Source organism: Sinomicrobium pectinilyticum (genome assembly GCF_003725735.1).
GTDB classification, from domain to species: Bacteria; Bacteroidota; Bacteroidia; order Flavobacteriales; family Flavobacteriaceae; genus Sinomicrobium; species Sinomicrobium pectinilyticum.
Window position 1 is genome coordinate 1 of the sequence record NZ_RJTM01000196.1, and the last position, 5,873, is coordinate 5,873.

A 5,873-nucleotide genomic window follows, 5' to 3' on the forward strand; every position below is an offset into this window, starting at 1 on the left:
CTGACCTATAACAGCCAGGGGGGGAACGGCCTGGCTGGGTGGGGGTGGGATATCTCCGGTATTTCGGTTATTGCCCGTATTCCTTCTACGGAATTTCACGATAATCAAGTGGCAGGAGTGGATTTTACCGCTACCGACCGTTTTGCTCTAGACGGCCAAAGGCTATTACTTAAAAGTGGTTCCTATGGCAAAGACGGGACAATCTATGAGACGGAGAATTACTCTAACATAAAGATTTCCTCCCACGGGACTTCACCTTACGGAGCGGCTTATGGACCGGCCTATTTTAAGGTGACCCAACCCGATGGGTCTATTGCCATTTATGGTAACAATGCCAATTCCCGGAGTCGTACGAGTTATGCTATTACTTATTGGCAGAATCCTCAGGGGATACGGATAAACTATAGCTATGAAACGACTAACAATACATTAAGTATTAAAACCATAACATATGGTAGTAAAGGAACAGCGACACCTATTAACGAAATAGAGTTTATTTATGACAGCAATAGGACAAGAAAAGAACAAGCATATATAGGAGGAATAAACTTTGTACGATCTAATATTCTCAGTGAAATAAAAGTAAAAGGAAATGGGGCTGGGTACAGGAGTTATGTCTTGACCTATGATTTAACTTCTCTTGATTATCAACGCCTTACGAGTATCCAGGAAAAAAGTGGTGACGGGGCAAAAAGTTACAATCCTATAATATTTACTTATACAAATAGTTCCGGTAATATAGTGGTTGCCAATGCGACAGGACAAACTGGAGTAACTAATTTGGAACAACGTAATGCCGAGGTGGTTTCCGGAGACTTTACAGGGAATGGTAAAATGGATTTTATCGCATATCCGACAAGCGTTAGTGATCCGGATAGAAGAAAAAAATTCTGGCTGTTTTCTAACCTTCAGGACGGAGGTAGCGGATTTCATGCCGGGACTACTTTTAATACAGGTCTTTTTCAGAAAATATTTCCAATAAGTTATATATCAGGGGTTTCTTCAGTACCTAACCGTATGCCATCCAGACAAGGTTTGGTGATTATCAAGCACAATGGGACGAGCAATGTTAAATTTGAGATATACGGAGAAGTAAGTGCCTCTACAGGAAGTGTACTCGGAGGACCCCATTATACAAAAAGCTGGAATTCTCCGACAGCTACGGTTTATAATTCATGCCCCAGTTGTGAGCCGACGGTAGAGGAGAGAATACCTAAAGTTTATCTCAGTGGTGATTTTAACGGTGATGGTTTAACTGATGTATTGGCAGTAGAAAAACAGGGTAATTATAATTACTGTGACTGGGACCCCTATGATACGCATTGCATTACAAGAAGTGGATATATAGTAAATAGAAAAAATACTTATTTTATTAACCTGGATAAACGGGTTTCTTCTGGATTTATGACCAATTCGGGAGAACTAAACGAATTGCATATTGATAATGATAAGCTTCTAACCGCGGACGTAACCGGAGATGGAAAAACCAATATTCTTCATGTAAAATCCGGAAAAATGTTTGTATATGGGCTGGATAATAATAACCAGTTAAAATTGCTATGGGAAACTTCCAATTCACGTATCAAAACCGATTTTCCTCTGTTATTAGGTGATTACAACGGAGATGGGAAAACGGACTTTATGATCCCTACGGCAAAGAACAGTAAGGTATTTGCCTTATTTCTCTCTACCGGAAAAAGCTATATAAAAAGTGAACATACCTATCCTTTTGAATATAAAGAGACCAATTATAGTAGTAGCTCGAATACGCTTGTAGGCCATACTTTAATAACTGTAGATATTAACGGGGACGGACGGACCGATGTTCTGAACTATACTACTACTACGTATAAAGATAGTGATAATGGCAGCCAAACTATAACATTATATAATAATTTTCCTTCTTCAGAGAGTACGGTTAAACCAAATTTTAAGCATTCCGGCTCCAAGAACACTACAGGGAATTTAAAAAATTTTCCGATCCCTGTATTTTTATCTTCCAATCGTCCTAATGGTAATTTGGATTTTGCCAGTATTAGTAACAAATGGATCACCTCTTTTCAGTTTTTAAAAGATCATAGGGAAGATGTTACATTGCGATCGATAGAAAATAACGGTGTGAAGGAAACCATTACTTATAGTCCGTTAGAATCAAAGGGAACCCCTCAGGTATATACCAAGGCAGCATTGCCATCCGAACTCGGGAGTTATCCTTATATGGACATAGAAGCTTCCCAAGGAACACAGGTTGTGGCCAGATTAGAACGTTCGGGTACCGGACTGACTACTATCCAACAGTTGTTTTCTTATCATGGAGCAGTATTGCATACTACCGGATTGGGTTTCCTGGGCTTCAGGAGGGTTACCCGAAGCAACTGGCATAAAGATTATAATGACCGAATATACAGTACTTCTTACCATAACCCCCAACTACGAGGGGCGGTGACTAAGGAATTTACTTCCAGAAACACCATTTCAGGGCAGAGCTTTGCCGATAAAAGTCCCAATCCATCACAAATTACCTTGTCGTCAGCTACTACAGGCACTAAAACAGCTACCCAGTCTGTAACCCTAAAACCCGGCTTTTCGGCCAACGGAAGCAGCGGCACTTTTACTGCCCGTACCGATCAGGATACCGGGATCAGTGATGGTGCCTCTTCTCCCGAAAGTCATTATATTACCCGTACCGATTATAAATACAGTACGGAAACCCGCAGCAATAAAGTATTTGTGAACGTTCCGATAGAGGTGGCCAGCAAAGACCTGCTCAATGGTACCCATACCTTTAAAACGTATAGTTACGACAGCTATAAAAATCCCACCAAAGCATACACTAATGTTTCAGGAAAAGGAACGCATACCGTGTCGATGTCTTATGCCAATAGCACCGGGACCACATATTATATAGGAAGGCCTACAAAAAAAGTGGAAAGCCGTACGGCCTATGGCAATACCTATACCACCGAAGAACAATATTCCTATTCCGGTTACCTGATCACGGAGTTAAAAACTAAAGGGCATGGAACAGGTTTGATCAGTGAAAAGAGAACCTATGATGACGAATATGGAAATATTATAAAGAAAGTCATAACCCCTCCTGACGGGACTCCTGCCAGGGCCACTACATATACCTACGATAACAGTGGTCGTTTCTTAAAAACCGGTACCGATGTAGAAGGCTTGACTACTACCTATAAGTACAATCCGAACAATGGTAATCTTGAGGAAGAAACCAATCCTTACAACCAGGTGACCACATACAATCACGATGTTTGGGGCAAAGTTACCAAGGTTACCGATTATCGGGGGAATAGTGTAGTCACCACTTACGCCAGATCCGGGACGCAGAGTACTATAACAGAAACGGGGAGCGACGGTAGCAGTAAAGTATCCATTTATGATATTTTAGGTCAGCTCATACGGGTGAAAGAAAAGAATGTAATGGGGCAATGGGTGGAGAAGGTCGTAAAATACGACCATCGTGATCGTCTGATCGAAGAAAGTGAACCCTTTATTGGCGGAGCTACCCAGTGGAATGTTGTCGAATATGATCTCTATAACCGGATACGTAAGGCTACAGCCCATACCGGAAAGGTGGTAACCATAAGTTATAACGGACTTGTCACTACTGTAAATGACGGTACCAAAACTGTGATGACTACTAAGGATGCCTTAGGAAATACTACCAGGGTCACTGACCCGGGAGGAACTATTAATTATACTTATTATGCCGATGGTAACCTGAAAACTGCCGATTATGGTGGTTCCGTACAGCGAATAGAAAAAGATGGCTGGGGCAGGAAAACCAAACTTGTGGACCCTTCTGGAGGAACGTATACATACGAGTACAATGGGTTTGGAGAAGTTACTAAAGAAACCAATCCCAAGGGGACCATAATATATGGTTATGATAACTATGGGGTGTTGAGAAGTAAAAAAGTGGAAGGAGAACATACGGACATGCAGTGGATCTATGATTATGACAACATCACCAAACTCCCAACTACTACGACACTGACCAATGCCGATGGGAATAATACCACCTATACACTTATCTACAATAGCACACATCCGCAATTGGTCCAGAAAATTGTAGAAACCAATCCTTATGCTATTTTTACCCGGAATTATACTTATGATGTCTTTAACCGGGTAGTTACGGAGCAATATATAGCCAAAAATGGGACTAATAACAGAACCAGTACTAAAAAGATAAAAAATGTTTACCAGAATGGAGCATTAAAAAATATTACAGACTTTACCTCACAGGAGATCCTCTGGGAAGTAAATGCGATAAATGCCAGGGGGCAGATCACCGAAGCTGCTTTTGGGACCACTTTAAAACAGGTCAACACTTACGACCAGTATGGCTTCCCTGCTGATCGAAAAACTCAGAAGACCACTTCTACAGGAACTACAACTAATCTTATAACACTGGGTTACGATTTTAACCCCCAGAGAGGAACGCTTAATAGCCGAACCAACAGCATGTTTAACTGGAGCGAAACTTTTGAATATGACAACCTGGACCGGCTGATTCATTTTAATGACAATAACAATAATAACAGCCAAACTTACGACAGCAGGGGCAGGATAACAAAAAACAGTGCCTTGGGCGATTACATATATAGCGGTGTTTCTTATCAAAATACAAAAATAACGATAGATGAAGAAGCCTTGATCCCCGGAAGTACCGAAGCAGCCAGCCAGTATTACCAGGACCACCCGCAACAGAATATTACCTATAATGTCTTTAAAAGTCCGGTTCAGATACACGAAGAGGGTAAAGAACGAATTAACTTCCAGTACAATATGGCTATGGGCAGGGCCCATATGTATTATGGCGGGGAAGAGGGCGACAAGATGCAGCGTCGTTACCGCAAACACTACAGCGCCGATGGTAGCATGGAAATTAAAGAAGATACCCAGACCGGGAAAACCACCTTTGTGACCTACATAGGAGGGGATGCCTACAGTGCCCCGTTGATATGGCATTCGGAGCAGACCGCAACCACTACAAATAACTATTACTACTTACACAGGGATTATTTAGGCAGTATTCTGGCCATCACAGACAAAAATGGCAATTTTAAGGAAAAGCGACATTTTGATGCCTGGGGGAATATTGTAAAATTAACTAATGGATCAGGTACAGCCTTACAGGATTTTATTATCTTAGACAGGGGATATACCGGGCATGAGCACCTGTCGGGAGTCGGTTTGATTCACATGAACGGGCGGTTATACGATCCTGTATTGCACCGCTTCCTGATGCCGGATAACTATATACAGGACCCGTACAATACCCAGAACTTTAACCGGTACGGATATGTATTGAATAATCCGCTCATGTATGTAGATCCAAGCGGAGAGTATGGAGAATTCGGAGGGCAGGAAAGTAATGAAGGGCTTACACCTACGCAGCAGTCGCTAATTGGAAACCTGGTTTCATCCATCGTGAATTCGTTAGAGGGTGCCCAAATAGGACGTTGGTTGAACACCAACTTCGGAAAACCTATAGAAAAATGGGTTAACAAACATATTGTAAACCCAATAAGGAGATTGTTTGGAGGGAAGAAAAAAAGGAAAGTAGAGAAGATTTATACCAATAAAACACAAAGTTTTTCACACCTGGAGCTCAGCTCAGGTTGGCAGAATGAAGGGTTTGGCACAGGGGTTAGCAGTATTAGTAATGATTATGGAGGAGGAGGTTCTTCAGGAAGTTCCGTTCATGGGATTAAAGAAGACAAGCTTAATATTAAAGGTCTTGAATATTTATATGGAAATCCTGAGCCACAAGATTTTAGTGGTGTGTGGGGAAAGATCAAATATTTCTGGACCGGAGGGAATATCGGAGGTAATAGGTATAATAT

1 protein-coding gene is annotated in these 5,873 nt (G+C 41.6%); it reads left to right on the top strand.

The window, feature by feature from the left end:
* Nucleotides 1–5,873, top strand: a 5,873-nt coding sequence (locus ED312_RS23130) for an RHS repeat-associated core domain-containing protein (protein ID WP_123218396.1), incomplete at both ends; no start/stop codon positions are given.